Below are 18212 nucleotides of genomic sequence, written 5' to 3' on the forward strand. Positions count from 1 at the left end.
GCAAACTCGCAAGCGCAGCGCCTGGCTTGCGGGAGGTGCCGGCCTGACCGCTGTCGCCACGATCGTAGGTGCTTCGGCGCGGCGCTCGCTGGCCGAACGGGCCGCTGATCGCGAAGACCCCTGGGCTGACGAGGATTTCGAGCGGTTCGACAGCGACCGTGCCCGAGTGGTGACGACGCCCGACGGGGTGCAGCTGGCCGTGCGCGAAGCCGGTCCGGTGGACGCACCGCTGACGCTGGTCTTCGTCCACGGATTCTGCCTACGCATGGGCGCTTTCCATTTTCAGCGGACGCGGCTCGGACAGCGGTGGGGCCCAGGCGTGCGGATGGTGTTCTATGACCATCGCGGGCACGGGTTGTCGGGCGAGGCCGAGCCTGACAGCTACACCCTGACCCAGCTCGGGCAGGACTTGGAAACCGTGCTGCAGGCGGTGGTTCCCCACGGGCCGATCGTGTTGGTCGGTCATTCGATGGGCGGCATGACGGTGCTGTCGCATGCCCGGCAGTATCCAGAGCGCTATGGCCGCCGGATCGTAGGCGCCGCGTTGATTTCATCTGCGGCCGAAGGAGTTTCCAGGTCGCCGTTGGGTGAGTTCTTGAAAAACCCTGCGCTGGAAGCGGTCCGGTTCACAGCTCGCTCCGCGCCGAAGCTGATGCACCGAGGACGCACCGCCTCGCGGTCGCTGATCGGCCCGATCCTGCGCGCCGCGTCGTACAGCGACCTGCGCATCAGCCGGAGCCTGGACGCGTTCTCCCAGCGGATGATGAACGGCACCCCGATCCCCACCCTGATCGGATTTCTGCACGCCCTGGAGGTGCACGACGAAACCGCCGGGCTGTGGACGCTGCTGAAAATCCCGACCCTGGTCGCGTGCGGCGACCACGACCTGCTCACCCCGGACGAATACTCCCGCAAGATGGCCGGCTGCATGCCGCAGTCCGAGCTGGTCATCGTGACCGGGGCAAGCCATTTGGCGTTGCTCGAGAAGCCCGATCCGATCAACGACGGACTCATCCGCCTGGTCGATCGAGTCACGCCGAACAAGATGGCGTTGCGCTACCGCAGATTCCGGGATAGGTGGCGGCACCATGCGTGACGGATCCTCCGGCACAGCGACTTTGGAGCACGTGGAGGACACCGTGGCGCTGGGTGCCCGGCTGGGCGAGCAGCTACGTGCGGGTGACGTGGTGGTGCTATCGGGGCCATTGGGCGCCGGAAAAACGGTGTTGGCCAAGGGTATTGCCGCGGCCATGGATGTCGACGGCCCGGTCACCTCGCCGACGTTCGTGCTGGCCCGCGTACACCCGGCCAGGCGGCCGGACGGTCCGGCGATGATCCACGTCGACGTCTATCGGCTGTTGGATCATCGCGGCGCCGATCTGCTGGCCGAACTAGACTCGCTGGACCTCGACGCCGAACTCGACGATGCGGTAGTCGTGGTGGAGTGGGGCGAGGGCCTCGCGGAGCGGCTGTCCGATCGGCACCTCGACGTCCGCCTGGAACGCGTCAGCCATTCCGACGTTCGGATCGCGACCTGGGAATGGAGTCGCTCGTGACGGTGATCTTGGCTCTCGACACCGCCACGGCGGCGGTGACGGCGGGCATCGTCCGACTCGAGGACGGCGCTGCGCTAGCCGAGCGGGTAACCGTCGACGCGCGGGCGCACGCCGAGCGGCTGACACCGAACGTGCTGGCCGCTCTAGCCGATGCCGGGCTGACGATGGCGGATCTCGACGCGGTGGTGGTCGGCTGCGGTCCCGGCCCGTTCACCGGTCTGCGGGCCGGCATGGCCACGGCGGCCGCGTACGGCCACGCGTTGGACGTTCCGGTCCACGGGGTGTGCAGCCTGGACGCCATCGGCGTGCAGACCACTGGCGACACGCTGGTGGTCACCGACGCCCGGCGGCGCGAAATCTACTGGGCGCGTTACCGCGAAGGGATTCGGACTCATGGACCCGCCGTCGCCGCGCCCGCCGACGTCGACCCCGGCCCCGCGCGCACGGTCGCCGGCTCGCCCGAGCACGCGGCGCTGTTCGGCCTGCCGGTATCCGGCCCGGCGTCCCCGGCGCCCGCGGGTTTGGTGGCCGCGGTTTCGGACTGGGCCGCCGAACCGGCGCCGCTGGTGCCGTTATACCTGCGCCGGCCGGATGCCAAGCCCTTGGCGGCTCGAACGTGACCGCCCATATCGAACCCGTGACCGTCGGCGCGCTCACCCCCGCCGACGCCGGTCGCTGCGCAGAACTGGAAGCCCAGCTGTTCGACGGCGACGACCCGTGGCCGGCGGTCGCGTTCAACCGCGAACTGGCCAGCACCCACAACCACTATGTGTGCGCCCGCACCGCCGACGGCACGCTGGTCGGCTACGCCGGCATCTCGCGGTTGGGCCGTAAGCCGCCGTTCGAGTACGAAGTGCACACCATCGGTGTCGACCCCGTCTATCAGGGACGGGGCATCGGGCGCCGGCTGCTCAACGAACTGCTGGAATTCGCCGGCGACGGGGTCGTCTACCTCGAGGTCCGCACCGACAACGAGGCGGCCATCGCCCTATATCGCAGCGTCGGCTTCGACCAGGTGGGCCTGCGCCGGCGCTACTACCGGGTCAGCGGCGCCGACGCTTACACCATGCGGAGGGGCGCGCAGTGACGACCATCCTGGCCATCGAGACCTCGTGCGACGAAACCGGTGTGGGCATCGCGCGGCTCGACGCCGACGGCACCGTCACGCTGTTGGCCGACGAGGTGGCATCCAGCGTCGACGAGCACGTCCGGTTCGGTGGCGTCGTACCCGAGATCGCCTCCCGGGCGCACCTGGAAGCGCTCGGTCCCGCGATGCGGCGCGCGCTGGCCACGGCCGATCTGAGCCGGCCCGATGTCGTCGCCGCCACCATCGGGCCCGGGCTGGCCGGCGCCTTGCTGGTGGGAGTTGCTGCGGCCAAAGCGTATTCGGCCGCCTGGGGAGTGCCGTTCTACGCCGTGAACCATTTGGGCGGGCACCTGGCCGCCGATGTCTACGAGCACGGGCCGCTGCCCGAATGCGTGGCGTTGCTGGTGTCCGGCGGTCATACCCACCTGCTGCACGTGCGGTCGCTGGGCGAGCCGATCGTCGAGCTGGGCAGCACCGTCGACGACGCCGCCGGCGAGGCGTACGACAAGGTGGCGCGGCTGCTGGGGCTGGGCTATCCGGGCGGCAAGGTACTCGACGATCTGGCCCGCACCTGCGGCCGGGAGGCCGCGGAGATCCCCATCTTCCCGCGAGGCATGACCGGCCCGGCCGACGACCGGTATGCGTTCAGCTTCTCCGGGCTCAAGACCGCCGTGGCCCGCTATGTGGAGAGTCACCCCGAGTTCCGGACCGCCGACGTCGCGGCCGGCTTCCAGGAGGCCGTCGCCGATGTGCTGACCAAGAAGGCGGTGCGGGCGGCCACGGAGCTCGGTGTGTCGACCCTGCTGATCGCGGGGGGCGTGGCCGCGAATTCCCGGCTGCGCGAACTGGCCGAAAGGCGTTGTGCCGTAGCCGGTTTGACGTTGCGGATCCCCAGGCCGCGGCTGTGCACCGACAACGGCGCCATGATCGCCGCCTTCGCCGCGCACCTTATTGCCGCGGGGGCGCAGCCGTCGCCGCTGGACGTCCCCAGCGACCCCGGCCTGCCGGTTGTCAGAGGGCAGCTGCCCTGACGGGTCAGCGGCCGGTTTGCCGGGTGACGATGAGCAGGTTGTTTCCGGTGGACCAGGCTTGCGTGAAGGTGGCCATCGGGATCTGCTCGTCGCGGCCGGTGGGGGTGCCACTGTCGTTGAGATGGACGATGCCGGTGCGGGTGTCGACACCGGTCACGACCACGGCGTGGTCGACCTGAGTCCGCTGCCCCTTGCCCGCGGGGTAGTTCCAGATGGTTTCGGCGTTGACCGCGGCGATCACTTTGTGGCCGCCGGCCAGATCCTGCTCCAAGCCCTCCATGGTGTTGCCGGTCGTGAGGTCGGATTGGATGCCGTATTTGCCCAGCAGCACGACCAGGTCTTCGGGCGAGGTGCCGTCGAAGCGGTAGATGCTGCCGTGGTGGACTTCGCTTTTAGTGAACACGCCGCGTAGCTCGATGCCGACCTGGGAGGGCTCCCTTCCGGTGAGCTGGCCGACCACGTCGGCGACGGCCATCAGGCCGCAATCTTCCTGGTGCTGATACCGCCAGTAGGGGGCGGCGGCTCCGGGGTCGCCGTACATCTGACCGTTGGGGTCGGCCCACGCGACGCCGGCCAGTCCGATGGTGGCGGCGACAATCACCGTGGCCAGGGCGAGAATGCGGTTGATATTGAAGATGCCCGTGAACATGCGCGCATTATTCGCCTCGCTCCTGACGGATTCCTGAAAGAGCATGTCGACCAGGAAGCGCCGGGCCGCCCTTGAGTGCTAGCACTCTCGTGTATAGAGTGCTAGGTGGCAATCGGACGAGCCCTGTGCCGGCACCCGCGACGACGGCGCTTGGACCCGGACGGATGCCGAATCACCTGGTAATTCGGACGGTTCGGGGGCAAGCCCCCGACCGACCGCCAACTCTGGTCGGGGTGGATGCCCCGAACCCGAACGAACTAGTGGAGGGCTCCAATCGTGGCGAAGGTGAACATCAAGCCACTCGAGGACAAGATTCTCGTACAGGCCAACGAGGCCGAGACCACGACCGCGTCCGGTCTGGTCATTCCTGACACCGCCAAGGAGAAGCCCCAGGAGGGCACCGTCGTCGCAGTCGGCCCCGGCCGCTGGGACGAGGACGGCGAGAAGCGGATCCCGCTGGACGTCGCAGAGGGCGACACCGTCATCTACAGCAAGTACGGCGGTACCGAGATCAAGTACGGCGGCGAGGAGTACCTGATCCTGTCGGCACGCGACGTGCTGGCTGTCGTCAACAAGTAAGACACCGTGTTCCGCCCCGGCGATCCCCGCGTTTCTCCGCGGGCGATTTCCGGGGCGGCATGCGTTAACGCCCGTGGCGATCGCAAGCGCGGCGGAGCCGGGCGAAGCGGGTCGCCACCAATGAACCCCGTGGCGATCGCAAGCGCGGCGGAGCCGGGCGAAGCGGGTCGCCACCAATGAACAGGGAGCCTTATGAGCAAGATCATTGAGTTCGACGAAACCGCGCGGCGGGCCATGGAGGCCGGCGTCGACAAGCTCGCCGGCGCGGTCCGGGTGACGCTGGGTCCGCGCGGCCGGCATGTCGTGCTGGCCAAGTCATTCGGCGGGCCCACCGTGACCAATGACGGCGTGACCGTCGCGCGTGAGATCGATCTGGAAGACCCGTTCGAGAATTTGGGCGCCCAGCTCGTCAAGTCGGTGGCCACCAAGACCAACGACGTCGCCGGCGACGGCACCACCACCGCGACCGTGCTGGCGCAGGCGCTGGTGAAGGCCGGCCTGCGCCTGGTAGCGGCCGGCGCCAACCCCATCGCCCTCGGGTCGGGCATCGGCAAGGCCGCCGACGCGGTGTCCGAGGCCCTGCTCTCGTCGGCCACGCCGGTTTCCGACAAGCACGCGATCGCCCAGGTGGCGACGGTCTCGTCGCGCGACGCCCAGATCGGTGAGCTGGTCGGTGAGGCGATGAGCAAGGTCGGCCACGACGGTGTGGTCAGCGTCGAGGAATCCTCGACGCTGGGCACCGAGCTGGAGTTCACCGAGGGCGTCGGCTTCGACAAGGGGTTCCTGTCGGCGTACTTTGTGACCGACTTCGACGCCCAGGAGGCCGTGCTCGACGACCCGCTGATCCTGTTGCACCAGGACAAGATCAGCTCACTGCCCGATCTGCTGCCGCTGCTGGAGAAGGTTGCCGAGTCGGGCAAGCCGCTGCTGATCATCGCCGAGGACGTCGAGGGTGAGGCGCTGGCGACCTTGGTGGTGAACTCCATCCGCAAGACGCTGAAAGCCGTGGCCGTCAAGTCGCCTTACTTCGGCGACCGGCGCAAGGCCTTCATGCAGGACCTTGCGGTGGTTACCGGCGGCGAGGTGGTCAACCCCGACACCGGCCTGCTGCTGCGGGAGGTTGGCATCGAGGTGCTGGGTTCGGCGCGGCGCGTGGTGGTCACCAAGGACGACACCATCATCGTCGACGGCGGCGGCTCGGCGGACGCGGTGGCCAACCGCATCAAGCAGCTGCGTGCCGAGATCGAGGCCAGTGACTCGGAATGGGATCGCGAGAAGCTCACCGAGCGGCTGGCCAAGCTGGCCGGCGGGGTGGCCGTGATCAAGGTCGGTGCTGCCACCGAGACCGCGCTCAAGGAGCGCAAGGAGAGCGTCGAGGATGCCGTCGCGGCAGCCAAGGCCGCCGTCGAGGAGGGCATCGTCGCCGGCGGTGGATCGTCGCTCATCCAGGCCGGCAAGGGACTGCAGGAGTTGCGTGCCTCGCTGTCCGGCGACGAGGCGCTGGGCGTCGACGTGTTCTCCGATGCACTGCGCGCGCCGCTGTACTGGATCGCCACCAACGCCGGGCTGGACGGCGCGGTCGCCGTCAACAAGGTCAGCGAGCTGCCTGCCGGCCAGGGCCTGAACGCCGACACGTTGAGCTACGGCGACTTGGCCTCCGACGGTGTGATCGACCCGGTCAAGGTCACCCGGTCGGCGGTGCTCAATGCGGCCTCGGTGGCGCGGATGGTGCTCACCACCGAGACGGCTGTTGTGGACAAACCTGAAAAGGCCGACGACCACGACCACCATCACGGCCACGCGCATTAGTTGTTTGACGCCCGACCGTGGGGCTTAGGTACGAAATCGCAAGGTTTTCGTACCTAAGCCCCACGTTCGGCGTTCTCCGCTTTCCGCCGTGGTAGCACCTGCTGACGGTCGTGTCAGTCCTCGACAACGAACACTCGCCATTCGTCGGGGACCCCTTTAAGCATGTGGGATCCCCGGTCGGTGAACGTGATACCGGAGCCGGCAACCAAATCCTTGACCGTTGACGAGACAAGCACCTCTCCCGGCCCGGCTAAAGTCGAGACGCGCTGGCCGATGTGGACTGCGATCCCACCGATGTCGGCACCGCGGAGCTCGATCTCACCGGTGTGAAGGCCCGCACGCACCTCGATACCCAGCTGCTGCACCGCGTTGCGGATCGCTTGCGCGCAACGTACGGCGCGCGCCGGGCCGTCGAAGGTGGCGAGCATGCCGTCGCCCGTCGTTTTGATTCTGCGACCGCGATGACGCTCGACCTCGCGGGCGACGACCTCGTCGTGACGATCCAACATCCGCGTCCACGCGTCATCTCCCACGGCGGCGGCTTGTTCGGTTGAGGAAACGATGTCGGTAAACAGCACAGTCGCCAGGACGCGGTCCGGCGCGGGCACGGGCCGAACACCGGTGAGGAACTCCTCGATCTCGTCCAGGAGCGCATCCTGATCCCCAAGATGCGGGAAGTAGGTATTGCCTAGAAGCTCAACAACTTTCGCGCCGGGGATGTGCGCACCGAGGTAACGGCTGCCCGCGGCATGCCCCAAATCCGCCGTTCTATACACAACAAGCGTCGGCACCCGGATCGTCGGCAAGAGGTGGCGCACGTCGATCTCGGTGATCATGCGCTGCAGGGCGGCGGCGGCACCCGGACTTGCGGATAGCCGCTCCCATCGGGCGTGTGCTTTGAGCCAGGCGGGATCGTCGGCGAGGTCGGGCGCGAACAGCCAGACGGGCAGTCCTCCCTGCTCGCGGCCCCAATTCTGCTCAATCTGCTGAGCACCTTCAGCCCAGAGTCTTCGGGAAAACCATCCGGGTAGTCAGGCGCCCACGTCATGCGCGGATATGCGCCGTACAACACGAGTGTCAATCAGTAACGCCGCCACATACCAAAAGCCATAAAGATCGCTGCGTTCGCCCGGGACGAGCAGCCTGACCCGATAAACCAGTTCACATCCGATCACTGGAGCCACCTGGAACTCGCCTCCCGCGCCGATTACCGGGTGAGCCGCGACGACTTCCAATCGGTGAATGCTGTTGCGTGCCTTACCCGCAAACTGGGAACCGAGGTGAAGTCACTCACTTGCGACTTGCAGACCGAGGCGGGCGAACACGTTGCTGTCGACTATTACGTTGTGCAGTACAACATCGAACTTCGCGAGGCCGCGACCGGCAAGCACATCGAACAACTGGGCGCAGTAGACGGTCCCGCAACCACCTGCCCCTTCTTCGTATGGGTCAAGAAGCGCGATCCGAAGACGTATGCAGATCCAGATCCTGGGGCAGCCAATGCCAAGCTCGCCGAATTCGCGCACAGGTGATTGGTTAACCGGTCGGCAGAGCGACTTCTATCTCAGCAGGCGGAAGCCGCTGCAGAGCGAATACGGTCACGGTTACCGCCATCGGCGCTATTCATGCGTAGGTGTCAGCCGCCGGGGCGAGTCGTTACGGTCGTTGTCGGCGGGTACGTCGTCGGGTACGTGGTGGTCGGGCCGCTGGTGATAGTGACGGTACTGGTGCTGGTACTCGTGCTCGTGGACGCCGGCGGCACAGCGGTCGTAGTGATGACCGTCGTGACAGTGGTTGTCGGCGTGGTAGACGAGGTCGTCGTCGCGGCCGCCGCTGCAATCACGCCGCAGGCCAACCGCTTACCCGACTCACCCGCAGCGCCGTTGCTGAGGTAATCCACATCTTGATGAATGACGAGGGCGGTACCCGAGCTATTTCTCAAGTCCGCGGCGGTGAATGAGTTAGTGGTGGTGACCAATTTCGCCGAGCCGTCGGGCCGTACTTGCAACGCAGTTAGGTCGCCGCTGGCGGGATAGCCAGTGTGACCTGACGCCTGGTAGACGCTTCCTGCGGAGTAGAAGTCGCCGGTCGCGCCTCCCGCCGGCGCAGCCGAACTGGCCTCACATCTGCCGACGGAGTGGACCCGGAGCCCGTGGAAGCCAGGGCTCAGGACGTGGTTCGGTCCGGCTTCCACGGTCACGGTGGCGTAGCCATTGGTGAAATCGATTGTGGCGGTGCCGACCTGACTGCCGTCGGCGCCTTTCAACTGCGTGGTCATCCGCTCTGTGCCGGGCGGCGCGCCAGAGGACGGCGACGTAGTGGACTGGTTACCGCCCTGGTTTGAGCAAGCGCCTAACGGTGCGATGGTTGCGGTAAGCGCCGCGACCGCGAAGAATACGCCCTTTTTCATGGGCCGTGCCTACCCGGATTTACCGACGTCGAAACGGTTGCGAATGGTCGATGAGATTGGTTTGCTCTCCGCGAGACTTAAGCCATGCGACCGTTCTCGGCGAGTCTCTGCAGCCATTTACGCGTCGTCGTGCGCCGCCGTCGACCTTGCCACCTCGGCAAGCTGGCTATTTCACCGAGATTCCGCCGTCCACCGGCAGTGTGATCCCGGTGATGTAACGGCCCGACTGCCCGCAGAGGTACACCATGGCCTCACTCACGTCGGCGGCCTCGACGAGCTCTACCGGCAAAGCCGCTTGTAACGCGGAAGCACCTTCGGGATGTTCTGCCATCATTTGCGCAAACGGCTCGTTGACGATCATTGGCGTGTTGACACCGGTGGGATGCACGGTGTTGACCCGAATGTTCTTCTCCGCCAACGAGGTTGCGTAATACCGCATCAGGCCGACGACGCCATGCTTGCCGGCGTGGTAGCCGGCCAGGCCGTGGCTTCGACTGCTGAACGTCGGACAGAGGCTGTTGAGCCCGGCCGTCGAGCTGGTGATCACAATGGCGCCGCCCTCGTCGTGGTCCAAGAGCGCGGGCAATGCGGCCTCGATCGTGTAGTAGACACCGTTGAGCAGCACGTCGACCGAATCGACGTAGGCGGAGATGTCATGGCGTTCTTCGCCGACCGCCGGCAGGATTCCCGCGTTCGCGAGCACGAAGTCCAGCCTGCCCAACTCGGAAACGCCCTCGGCTACAACGGCTTTGAGCCTCTCGAAGTCCCGGACGTCGCCCTGCTCCGCGACGATGCGGCTGCCGGTCTTCTCGACCAGGTTGACGGTCTCATCCAGATCTTCGCGGGTCGTCATCGGATAGGCGACGCTGGCGATCTGATCGCAGAGATCGACGGCGATGATGTCGGCGCCCTCCTCGGCGAACCGAACAGCGTGTGACCGGCCTTGGCCGCGCGCGGCCCCAGTAATGAACGCGACTTTGCCGTCGAATTGACCTGCCATGACCGTCTCCTTCCGACTATCGGATTCGAGTATCCGCCGCCGGGCCTCGCCTTGATCGAGTAATCGATTACTCAACTTTTCGTGCCCCGAGACTTAAACGGCTGCGGCATTCTTGATGTGTCGGCGCAGCCATGTAAGTGTCGCGTTGGGTTGTTGGCCTATCAGCCCGCCAGGCCGGCGGCGGACGCGAATGCGTTGAGTTCTCGTTCGATGTCGGAACCTGCTGGCTGATAGACGATTTCAGTCACTCCCAGGCTGGTGAATCCCGCAATTTTCTCGACTATTTGCTCCGCCGGGCCGGTCAGCGCCGCCGAGCTGGCGAAGGGGAGTAGATCAGCAACGTGCGGCTCATCGCTTGGGTTGGCCTTGACCAGATGCCCCGCATGGATCGCCAGATGGCGCTCATCCGCTGGGTGGGCCTCGATCGCCTTCCGCCAGCTTTGCCCGCCCGGCAGCGCATCGACCGCCGCGGCGCCGCCGCGCTCATACATGGCGTGATAGAGCACCACCGCACCGGGCGCCGCAGCAGCGACGGCACGCGGCGACGTCAAGTCCTCGCCTTTGTCCAGCACCGTGCCGAAGCAGAGCAGCGCCCGCCAATCGGAAACTTTCGCGGCATCGGGCTGGGGGACGGCGGCGGAGAAAACGCCGTCGCCGAGCTCGGCCGCCACAGCCAGTCCCTTCGGGCCGTCGGCGCCGATCAGTATCGGCACATCGATCGGTCGCTGCGCCCCGAAGCCGGGCAGATGGAGCATACGGATCTTGGCTCCGTCCCACTCGGCGGTCTCGCCGGCGAGGAGCGCCCGCAGGCACCGCACGTACTCGGCGACCTGGCGCCATGGCATCGGCCGCTGGCCCAGAGCCATTCGGCCGGTGAAACCTGAGCCGACGGCCACGACGACCCGACCAGGCGCCTGGTTCACCAGCTCGGCGATCGCTGCAGCGTTGACCATCGGATGACGCAGGTTTGGAACCAGCACACCTGGCCCGAGGCCGATCCGCGACGTGCGCTCTGCGCATCGATTCAGGATCATCCACACGTCCGGATAGAGAGCCGGCGAGTCGTAGAGCCATGCACGCCGGTAGCCGAGAGCCTCGGCCAACTCCACGTGGGCCGGGGTTTCGGACGAAGTTGCGAACGCACATGAGATGTCCATAGCCGGACCCTACGCGGGTGCAGCTACTGGTTCAGATGGACGCTGATCACCGGGGCGACACGGGTTTTGAGCTCCTCGGCGGGCTGCGACGCGATCGGCTCCACCTGGATGATGTAGCGCAGCAGGGCAACGCCCAATAGTTGAGCCATTGCCAGATCGACCCGTAATTCACCGTCTGGACCTTGCACCGCCTCGGCGATCAGCGGATAGAGCTGCCCGGTGATGAATTGCCGGACCAGGGCGGCGGACTCGTCATGGGTTGCCGCGCCGCGCAGGATGGCCAACAGTGCGGCGCGCGACTGAGGCTGCTCCCAGGCGTTGAAGAAAACCCCCGTCAGCCGCTCCGCGAGGCCGCTGCGGTCGCCTTCGGTGATTTGTGCGGCGATCTGCGCCGGTTCGAACGGCCACCCCATGGTTGCCCGGAACAACCCTGCTTTGCTGCCGAAATAGTGCCTGATCAGCGCAGGGTCGACCCCCGCCGCGCCCGCGATGTCGCGCACCGAAGTCTTGTCGTAGCCCGCCTCGGCGAACCTGTGAGCCGCGGTTTCCAGCAGCATGCGGCGGGTGTCGGTCTTGCCCGGTCGTCGTCCCGTACGAGGCATAGTGTCAGGAATTCTACAACCGTTGACTTCTGTGGCGAATCGGCGCTAGCCTCGATACAAGAATTCCACAAGTGAGGAGTTTTACTCATGCCAACCCCTCGATGGGTCGCCCACCTCAATAAGGTCGGGCTGAACCAGCTGACCAAATTCATCGCGCCGTGGGCTCCGGGATGGGCGGTGATCGTCCATCGTGGTCGCAAATCGGGCCGGATCTTCCGGACACCGCTGTGGGCGTTTCGCCGGGGCGACGGCTTCGTGATCGCGCTGACCTACGGGCCCGGGGCGGATTGGGTGCGGAATGTCCTCGCCGCCGGCGGCTGTGAAATCGACGCCCGGCGGCGGCACTACCAAGTCGGCAATCCCACGGTCTACCGCGACGAAAAAGCCAGCGATATGCCGCTACTGATCCGGTTCATGCTGCGCTGGGTGATCAATGCGCCGGACTTTCTGCGCGTCGACGTGATACGCGAACTGCGAGCTGCCTAATAAGCCGAAAAACCCGCCATATCCGCAGGATTTCGTAAAATTGCGTCATCTCGACGGAGGGCGGACCGATGCCAGGCTTCCCCACCCTGCGCGGCGCCGGTGATCGCTACCGCGGCACCGTCGAGCTGTATTGGAATCACGGGCAGACCTCTATCGGCGACCTGGCCGCCCAGTACGCCAGCTGGCGATAGCCGTTGTCTTGGTGCCACAGCTTGGCCCCCAGGAAGATGCCCGGCACGATCTGCACGGCCTCGTCGCGGATGCGGTTGATCGGCCACGGGTTGGTGCCGATGGTCTCGTAGTCCAGTACCAACACGCGCGTGTCCGGTGCGACGACGCTGGCCTCGACGCGGTTGAGCATGTCGAAGCCTTCCCAATGACCACCGACGCGACGCAGCCGGTAGCTCGGGGCCAACAGCTTGGTGAGGATCGTGGCCGTGACGGTGACCGCGTTGGTTCCCCGCTGAGCCGGGCGGTCGAATTTTTTGCCCAGCCATGGCATCAGCCCCAGCTGATCGGTCACGGCTTTCGCAGCCGCGTGCAGTAGCCGTCCGGTCTGGTCAAGGTCGGCGTCGGGCTTCGTCCAGCCCACCAGCATGCCCTCGGTCTGTCCGTCCACCACAGCGGGCGTGCCTGCCGCGAACAGCTGGGCCAACTCGATCTCCGCGGCCTCACCCGGTAGCCCGGCGCCCAACCGTTCTATCCATGCCCAGGCCGCGTCCCGAGCAGCCTGCGGGTCGATCCCGGAAATCTGTCGCAACCGGGAGATTCGGTCGTCTACCAGGGAATGTGTCGCTGCCTGTGCCGTCATCCGTAGCGCTCCTCGATTGTTGATGGGATATACACCACCATAACGGAATCACGATTCCGCTCAGGAATCAAATATCCTGGCTCGGTGACTCGACCGTCGTACGCCGAACGCCGCAAGCTGCAGCTGCGCGAGGAGATCATCGATGCGGCCATCGACATATTCACCGAATCGGGCTATCACGACGCCGGTGTCGCCGATATCGCCAAACGCGTTGGCATCGGGCATTCCACCTTCTACCGGCACTTCGAGAACAAGCGCGCGATCCTCGACGAGGTCGTCAACACTGTCATCGAGCGGGCCATGGCGGCGATCGCCGCCGAGAACGCGCCGGAAGCCGCGAGCACGCTCGACGAGTACCGGGATCAGGCTGCGCGCATCGCCGCGGCGCTGGCAGATATCAGCAGCGATGTTCGGGTGGTGCGGCTGTTACTCATCGAAGCCGCCAGCGTCGACGCCGAGCTGCGCAAACGCATAGACGACGTGTTCGACCTGGCCGTCCAGATGAACGCCAACTTCTACGAGCATGGTCGGGAGCACGGCTATCTGCGGGCCGACCTGGACACCACTGCCACGTCGCGCGCCGTCATCGGCATGATCTTCGGCTTGGCGATGATGAATCTCAACCCGGCTCTCGACGACGACGAGCGGGCGAGCACTGTCCATGCCGCAGTCCGGTTGATGTTCGAGGGCATCGCAAACTCGTAGCGCGAACAGACGCAAAATCGCCCTGAAACGTGCCGTTTAGGGGACTTTGCGTCTGCTCGGCCAGTTAGGCGGTGCGTCGGCGACCGAGGGCGCCCTTGAGCAGCATGTCGCGCTCGGCTTCAGAAAGCCCGCCCCAGACGCCGTAGGGCTCACCGACTTCGAGGGCATGCGAACGGCACTGCTCGATCACCGGGCAACGCCGGCACATCTCCTTGGCGCGTTGCTCGCGTTGCATCCGGGCCCGGCCGCGTTCGCCGTCGGGGTGGAAGAACATCGACGAGTCGACGCCGCGGCAAAGGCCTTGGAGTTGCCAATTCCAGATGTCGGCATTCGGTCCAGGTAGCTGCTCCGGTTGTGGCATAGCTTGGTCCCTTTCTACACAGCACGCCCAAGTGAGGTCAGGGTTTGTGAAGCGAGTTATGCGACTAAGAGTGGCGTCACCGATGACTACCTGCCGCTTAGAGTAGACGCTAAGCGGGCCGCCAAATTTCCGTCAATGACCGCACGGAGTGATCAAATTCCTATGCGTTGCAAGAGAATTAACTCTGCGTTCATGTGTTATGCATTCGGAGAACCCTAGGTGTGCTAACAGCAGCCCGACCGAGACAGAGATTTCCCAGCTCACGAAGGTGCGGGCAGCCCGAAGCAATTAGCACACTGCCGCTCGTGAGTAATATCTCGGTAACGCAGAAACCACAAACTGTTTACCGAATGACACTCCGTTATCACCGTGAGCGAAACTTTGCAGGCTTCGATGATTGAGCGCACGCTGGCCGCTGCCGCCTTTGGCGACCGGCCCGAAAGTTGGCCGCTGCCAACGGCGACGACGCCCTACGAATTGTGGCTGCGCGCAATCGCTTCCGGCGGGCAGGGCCGCTACGGCAGCGCCTACCGCGATCTGGCGGCGCTGCGCGGCGGAGCAGCGAATGGTTCGCTGGTCTCACTGGCTCACAGCACGCAGGGATCCTTCCTGCGTCAGCTCGGCTGGCACACATTGGCGCGCGGCTGGGACGGACGTGCCCTGGCGCTGGCCGGCAGCGATCCCGAGGCCCGGGCCGACGCGCTGGTCGGGCTGGCGGCCGACGCCCTCGGCGTCGGCCGGTTGGCCGCCGCGGCGACGTTGTTGGCGCGCGCGGACACCCTGCCCGAGGCGGCCGAGTTACCAGCGCGGGTCGCCGACCGGCTGCGAGTGCGCAGGCGCTGGGTGGGCGCCGAGCTGGCGATGGCGTCCGGCGACGGGACAACCGCGGTGCGCCACGCCTCCGAAGGCGTCGAACTGGCTCAGGCCATGGCCGTTCCGTCGGCCCGGCACCGCGTCAAGAGTGACGTGGTGCTGGCCGCGGCACTATGCAGCGCCGGTTCCATCGAGCGCGCCCGCAAAGTCGCCGAAAACGCGCTGGAAGCCGCCGGCGAATTCGCGCTGATTCCACTTCGCTGGGCATTGGCTTGCTTGCTGATCGATATCGGAAGTGTCACATTTTCAGCACGGGAACTTGGCGAATTTCGCGATATCTGCGCAGGTCAGGTGCGACGCGCCGGGGGGACCTGGCGTACCGGGTGAAATTGCTTTCGACGGTTATTGTCATCCTTACGAGTTAGCCCCGGGATGTGTCCAGTTCGTAACGTTGGAGATACCGCCGTCGATGACAATTCGAGGGGAAAGTCTCGACGCTGTGGTTGCAGAGGCCGTAGCAGGAGACCGAAATGCGCTTCGGGAGGTACTGGAGACCATCCGCCCGATCGTCGTCCGATACTGCCGCGCGCGAGTCGGGACGGCCGAGCGGGGCGGCCTGTCAGCAGACGACGTTGCCCAGGAGGTTTGCTTGGCCACCATCACGGCGTTGCCGCGATACCGGGACAGGGGACGGCCGTTTCTGGCGTTCCTCTACGGCATCGCGGCCCACAAGGTTGCCGACGCTCACCGGGCCGCCGGCCGCGATCTCGCCTACCCCGCGGAATCGGTGCCTGAGCGCTGGTCGGCCGACGCCGGCCCGGAGCAGTTGGCCATCGAAGCCGATTCGGTCACCCGGATGAACGAGTTGCTCGAGATCTTGCCGGCCAAGCAACGCGAGATCCTGATCCTGCGGGTCGTCGTCGGCCTGTCCGCCGAGGAAACCGCCGCCGCCGTCGGCAGTACCACGGGAGCGGTCCGGGTGGCCCAGCATCGCGCGCTCCAACGGTTGAAAGATGAGATTGTCGCGGCAGGTGATTATGCGTGACCTAGGTTCCGATTTGGGCTTTACCGGTGATGACTCGTCGGCCTTCGACGCGGGATTGGGCGAGCTGGCCCGCACCGATTTGATGCTCGACGCGCTCGCCGAGCGTTCCGATATCGATTTGGACGATCCCGACGGCCTGGAAGACAAGGCGCTGGCCGCCCTGCTGGGACAGTGGCGCGACGATTTACGGTGGCCCCCGGCCAGCGCGCTGGTCTCGCCGGACGAGGCGGTAGAAGCGCTGTGCACCGGAATCGAGGAGCGTCGGCGTGCACGGCACGGCCTGGCGGCGGTCGGTTCGGTGGCTGCGTCGCTATTGATGCTGAGCGGCTTCGGGGCGGTGGTCGCCGACGCCCGTCCGGGCGACGCGCTGTACGGCCTGCACGCGATGTTCTTCGACGAGCGGCGGGTCAACGACGATCAGGTCGTACTGTCGGCCAAGGCCGATCTGGCCAAGGTCCAGCAGATGATCGCCCAGGGCCAGTGGGCGCAGGCCCAGAACCAGCTGGCCGAGGTCAGCAGCACGGTGCAGGCCATGAACGACCCCAGCCGCCGGCAGGACCTGATCAACCAGCTGAACCTGCTCAATACGAAGGTGGAAAGCCGCGACCCCAATGCGACGCTGCCGCCGGCCGCCCCGCCGACGGCAAATTCGCCGGCGACCCCGGCCCCGCAGTCGAAGACCGCCCCGGCCAGGACGACGACTCCCTCGGCACCGACGGCCACCACGCCGTCGACCGTGGCCGGCACGACTTCCCCGCCGCCAAATCCGTCCGCGAGCGAATCCGCGACGCCGTCACCAACCGCGCCGGCAACTCCCTCGTCGACCAAGCACAAGCATCATCACGGTTCGACAACAACTACTTCGATGGACCCGACAGCACCCTGAAATCAGGGTCAGTGGCGGTGATACCCGTCGGCGTCGGATGTCGCTTCGTTGAGCGAAGCGTCCGCGTAGCCACGGCAGTAGTCCCACGTGACATAGGAATCCGGCTCCGGATCGTAGGCCGGCTCGTGCGGGCGAACGGTGCCGTCGATCAGCAGCTGCAGCAGGTTGGCGCGCAACATGTCCCAGTCGTGATAGTGGTCCTGCTGGCACTCGTCGCAACACACCACCAGTCCGCGAATTCCCTTGTGCGCCAACAGGGCTTCGTAAACGGCGAGATCGGCCAAGTCGGCCTCGACCGCCATCCGCTCCTGCTGATCCAGGGGCTGACCGGGCTCGACTGCATCCAGGGCCGCCGACGGGTCATAGGGGTCGTCGGCAAAAGGGTCGGGCGGCAAACCCGGGGGGAGGTGGTCGCGCACGCCTCCTAGCGTACGCAGGCGGGCCGCCATAACGCTAGCGGCCGGTCCGGTGCCCAACCTCATCGTCGGCGCGCCCAAGAGCTGCAAGTAGCGACACCGGGGAGCCGATAGGATGGGTTCTTCACCGCAAAGCATGGTTAAGGAAGGCCCGCCGATGTCCCGTGGCATGTCCGGCCTCGAAGACAGCTCTGACCTGGTTGCCAGTCCCTACGTGCGCGACGCTTCCCTTGGCGGCCTGGCCCCCGAACCCGTGGCGACCGGAGGCGACAACCCGAACAAGATCGCGATGCTGGGTCTGACGTTCGACGACGTCTTGCTGCTGCCGGCAGCGTCCGACGTGGTGCCGGCCACTGCTGACACGTCCAGCCAGCTCACCAAGAAGATCAGGCTCAAGGTGCCGTTGGTCAGCTCGGCGATGGACACCGTCACCGAGGCGCGGATGGCCATTGCGATGGCCCGGGCGGGCGGCATGGGTGTGCTGCACCGCAATCTGCCCGTCGCCGAACAAGCCGGCCAGGTCGAGATGGTCAAGCGGTCCGAAGCCGGCATGGTCACCGACCCCGTCACCTGCCGGCCGGACAACACGCTGGCCCAGGTAGACGCGATGTGTGCCAAGTTCCGGATCTCGGGGCTGCCCGTGGTCGACGACTCCGGCGCCTTGGTCGGCATCATCACCAACCGCGACATGCGATTCGAGGTCGACCAGTCCAGACAGGTCGCCGAGGTGATGACCAAGGCGCCGCTGATCACCGCGCAGGAAGGCGTCAGCGCCGACGCGGCGCTCGGTCTGCTGCGGCGCAACAAGA

At 66.0% G+C, this 18212-nt stretch carries 23 protein-coding genes and 1 pseudogene; 15 read left to right on the forward strand and 9 right to left on the reverse strand.

Going from position 1 to position 18212, the window contains the following annotated elements; genetic code table 11:
* Positions 1-43: 43 nt before the first annotated feature.
* Genes A9W99_RS13765 through tsaD form a run of 5 tightly spaced genes read left to right on the forward strand, consistent with a single transcriptional unit; the run spans position 44 to position 3674 of the window.
* Positions 44-1096, forward strand: a complete 1053-nt coding sequence (locus A9W99_RS13765; RefSeq protein WP_371514959.1) for an alpha/beta fold hydrolase — start codon at positions 44-46, stop codon at positions 1094-1096.
* A complete protein-coding gene (tsaE, locus tag A9W99_RS13770) occupies positions 1089-1556 on the forward strand; it encodes a tRNA (adenosine(37)-N6)-threonylcarbamoyltransferase complex ATPase subunit type 1 TsaE (RefSeq protein WP_067378414.1) in 468 nt (155 codons plus the stop codon). Before A9W99_RS13765 ends, tsaE begins: the two co-directional genes overlap by 8 nt.
* Positions 1553-2176 carry a tRNA (adenosine(37)-N6)-threonylcarbamoyltransferase complex dimerization subunit type 1 TsaB gene (gene tsaB, locus A9W99_RS13775; RefSeq protein ID WP_082929989.1) on the forward strand — a complete coding sequence of 208 codons (624 nt, stop codon included), beginning with the start codon at positions 1553-1555 and terminating at the stop codon, positions 2174-2176. The genes tsaE and tsaB overlap by 4 nt, the downstream gene beginning before the upstream one ends.
* Positions 2173-2643 (forward strand): ribosomal protein S18-alanine N-acetyltransferase, encoded by a 471-nt coding sequence (gene rimI / locus A9W99_RS13780; RefSeq protein ID WP_067378420.1) that lies wholly within the window; start codon positions 2173-2175, stop codon positions 2641-2643. The genes tsaB and rimI overlap by 4 nt, the downstream gene beginning before the upstream one ends.
* Entirely contained in the window at positions 2640-3674 is a 1035-nt protein-coding gene (gene tsaD / locus A9W99_RS13785; RefSeq protein ID WP_067378423.1) for a tRNA (adenosine(37)-N6)-threonylcarbamoyltransferase complex transferase subunit TsaD, read from the forward strand. The genes rimI and tsaD overlap by 4 nt, the downstream gene beginning before the upstream one ends.
* A gap of 4 nt (positions 3675-3678) precedes the next feature.
* On the opposite strand, the gene A9W99_RS13790 is transcribed toward tsaD, so the two are convergent.
* Positions 3679-4323, reverse strand: a complete 645-nt coding sequence (locus tag A9W99_RS13790) for a C39 family peptidase (RefSeq protein ID WP_067378507.1) — start codon at positions 4321-4323, stop codon at positions 3679-3681.
* Between the two features lie 276 nt (positions 4324-4599).
* Between A9W99_RS13790 and groES the strand changes: the two genes are divergently transcribed.
* The 3 genes and pseudogenes from groES (at position 4600) to groL (ending at position 6711) form a co-directional block, all read left to right on the forward strand.
* On the forward strand, positions 4600-4902 hold the full coding sequence (gene groES / locus A9W99_RS13795; protein WP_065156784.1) for a co-chaperone GroES: 303 nt from the start codon (positions 4600-4602) through the stop codon (positions 4900-4902).
* 73 nt (positions 4903-4975) lie between these two features.
* A pseudogene (locus tag A9W99_RS27780) lies at positions 4976-5076 on the forward strand (2-isopropylmalate synthase); the annotation flags it as partial.
* Between the two features lie 18 nt (positions 5077-5094).
* Positions 5095-6711, forward strand: a complete 1617-nt coding sequence (gene groL, locus A9W99_RS13800; protein WP_067378426.1) for a chaperonin GroEL — start codon at positions 5095-5097, stop codon at positions 6709-6711.
* Between the two features lie 113 nt (positions 6712-6824).
* On the opposite strand, the gene A9W99_RS13805 is transcribed toward groL, so the two are convergent.
* Positions 6825-7547 (reverse strand): adenylate/guanylate cyclase domain-containing protein, encoded by a 723-nt coding sequence (locus A9W99_RS13805; protein ID WP_067378429.1) that lies wholly within the window; start codon positions 7545-7547, stop codon positions 6825-6827.
* 444 nt (positions 7548-7991) lie between these two features.
* Between A9W99_RS13805 and A9W99_RS13810 the strand changes: the two genes are divergently transcribed.
* Entirely contained in the window at positions 7992-8243 is a 252-nt protein-coding gene (locus A9W99_RS13810) for a hypothetical protein (protein WP_156623091.1), read from the forward strand.
* Between the two features lie 104 nt (positions 8244-8347).
* Here A9W99_RS13810 and A9W99_RS27785 read toward each other — a convergent pair whose 3' ends face one another.
* The 4 genes from A9W99_RS27785 to A9W99_RS13830 form a co-directional block, all read right to left on the reverse strand.
* Positions 8348-9121 carry a superoxide dismutase family protein gene (locus A9W99_RS27785; RefSeq protein ID WP_067378435.1) on the reverse strand — a complete coding sequence of 258 codons (774 nt, stop codon included), beginning with the start codon at positions 9119-9121 and terminating at the stop codon, positions 8348-8350.
* A 166-nt stretch (positions 9122-9287) separates the two neighbouring features.
* Complete coding sequence (locus A9W99_RS13820; RefSeq protein ID WP_067378442.1) at positions 9288-10121, reverse strand: mycofactocin-coupled SDR family oxidoreductase; 834 nt, start codon at positions 10119-10121, stop codon at positions 9288-9290.
* Between the two features lie 161 nt (positions 10122-10282).
* Positions 10283-11278, reverse strand: a complete 996-nt coding sequence (locus tag A9W99_RS13825) for an LLM class flavin-dependent oxidoreductase (RefSeq protein WP_067378445.1) — start codon at positions 11276-11278, stop codon at positions 10283-10285.
* Between the two features lie 23 nt (positions 11279-11301).
* Positions 11302-11880, reverse strand: a complete 579-nt coding sequence (locus A9W99_RS13830) for a TetR family transcriptional regulator (protein WP_067378448.1) — start codon at positions 11878-11880, stop codon at positions 11302-11304.
* Positions 11881-11967: 87 nt separating this feature from the next.
* On the opposite strand from A9W99_RS13830, the gene A9W99_RS13835 reads away from it, so the two are divergent.
* The gene (locus A9W99_RS13835; RefSeq protein ID WP_067378453.1) at positions 11968-12366 is read left to right on the forward strand and encodes a nitroreductase family deazaflavin-dependent oxidoreductase; all 399 of its coding nucleotides are present in this window, start codon (positions 11968-11970) and stop codon (positions 12364-12366) included.
* A gap of 136 nt (positions 12367-12502) precedes the next feature.
* On the opposite strand, the gene A9W99_RS13840 is transcribed toward A9W99_RS13835, so the two are convergent.
* The gene (locus A9W99_RS13840; RefSeq protein WP_067378456.1) at positions 12503-13177 is read right to left on the reverse strand and encodes a hypothetical protein; all 675 of its coding nucleotides are present in this window, start codon (positions 13175-13177) and stop codon (positions 12503-12505) included.
* 84 nt (positions 13178-13261) lie between these two features.
* On the opposite strand from A9W99_RS13840, the gene A9W99_RS13845 reads away from it, so the two are divergent.
* Positions 13262-13882 (forward strand): TetR/AcrR family transcriptional regulator, encoded by a 621-nt coding sequence (locus A9W99_RS13845; protein WP_067378458.1) that lies wholly within the window; start codon positions 13262-13264, stop codon positions 13880-13882.
* A 64-nt stretch (positions 13883-13946) separates the two neighbouring features.
* Here the strand turns inward: A9W99_RS13845 and A9W99_RS13850 are convergent, their stop codons facing one another.
* The gene (locus tag A9W99_RS13850; protein ID WP_067241157.1) at positions 13947-14243 is read right to left on the reverse strand and encodes a WhiB family transcriptional regulator; all 297 of its coding nucleotides are present in this window, start codon (positions 14241-14243) and stop codon (positions 13947-13949) included.
* 369 nt (positions 14244-14612) lie between these two features.
* Between A9W99_RS13850 and A9W99_RS13855 the strand changes: the two genes are divergently transcribed.
* From A9W99_RS13855 to A9W99_RS13865, 3 genes are all read left to right on the forward strand, one after another.
* Positions 14613-15443: a hypothetical protein gene (locus A9W99_RS13855; RefSeq protein WP_253869823.1), complete on the forward strand. Its 831-nt coding sequence runs from the start codon at positions 14613-14615 to the stop codon at positions 15441-15443.
* Positions 15444-15525: 82 nt separating this feature from the next.
* Positions 15526-16101 (forward strand): ECF RNA polymerase sigma factor SigD, encoded by a 576-nt coding sequence (gene sigD, locus A9W99_RS13860; protein ID WP_067241159.1) that lies wholly within the window; start codon positions 15526-15528, stop codon positions 16099-16101.
* Entirely contained in the window at positions 16094-16987 is an 894-nt protein-coding gene (locus tag A9W99_RS13865) for an anti-sigma-D factor RsdA (protein WP_067378465.1), read from the forward strand. Before sigD ends, A9W99_RS13865 begins: the two co-directional genes overlap by 8 nt.
* 8 nt (positions 16988-16995) lie before the next feature.
* Here the strand turns inward: A9W99_RS13865 and A9W99_RS13870 are convergent, their stop codons facing one another.
* Positions 16996-17406 (reverse strand): DUF5319 domain-containing protein, encoded by a 411-nt coding sequence (locus A9W99_RS13870; RefSeq protein ID WP_067241274.1) that lies wholly within the window; start codon positions 17404-17406, stop codon positions 16996-16998.
* A 154-nt stretch (positions 17407-17560) separates the two neighbouring features.
* Between A9W99_RS13870 and A9W99_RS13875 the strand changes: the two genes are divergently transcribed.
* A partial coding sequence (locus A9W99_RS13875) for an IMP dehydrogenase (RefSeq protein WP_156623093.1) occupies positions 17561-18212 on the forward strand: 652 nt, incomplete at its 3' end.

The sequence above is a fragment of the Mycobacterium sp. 1164966.3 genome, assembly GCF_001665395.1.
Lineage (GTDB): Bacteria > Actinomycetota > Actinomycetes > Mycobacteriales > Mycobacteriaceae > Mycobacterium.